Source organism: Flavobacterium cupreum (genome assembly GCF_003996965.1).
In the GTDB taxonomy this organism is placed as follows: domain Bacteria; phylum Bacteroidota; class Bacteroidia; order Flavobacteriales; family Flavobacteriaceae; genus Flavobacterium; species Flavobacterium cupreum.
In genome coordinates this window covers 1-353 of the sequence record NZ_QWDM01000130.1, presented here as the reverse complement: position 1 = coordinate 353, position 353 = coordinate 1, and the positions used below count along the sequence as shown (strand labels likewise).

Annotated in this window: 1 protein-coding gene; it reads right to left on the bottom strand. The window is 58.6% G+C overall.

The window, feature by feature from the left end:
• Positions 1-187: transposase (locus D0817_RS26915; protein WP_497756102.1), on the bottom strand; the 187-nt coding region annotated here is incomplete at its 3' end.
• Positions 188-353: the final 166 nt, after the last annotated feature.

Sequence of the window (353 nt, the reverse complement as noted above, 5' to 3'; positions counted from 1 at the left end):
CCAGGAGCATGGCCGGGTGGTAGGCCTTCGATCCGCGTCCGGAATATTGCCGCGTCAAATTCGACAAATCCAATTGGTCGATTACCTCGACGATGAAGCGCGCCAGGTGATCTTCATTGAGCCAGTCCTCCAGCGACGGAGGCATGAGATAGGCGGTCTCGCGGTCGACGAGGATGAATCCGGACATGATGAAAATGCGTGCTTGGGGAGACGATACTTTCTCATGCCGTGGCTAGTTTTAGGTGCGGAAAACGCCGCTGACTTCGGTCCGCGAAAGCGGGGTGAGGCGGGCGGCGAGCCTAATTTTCGCATGACCCCGCGAAAAAAAAGGCTCGGCGCCCCCCTCACGACCC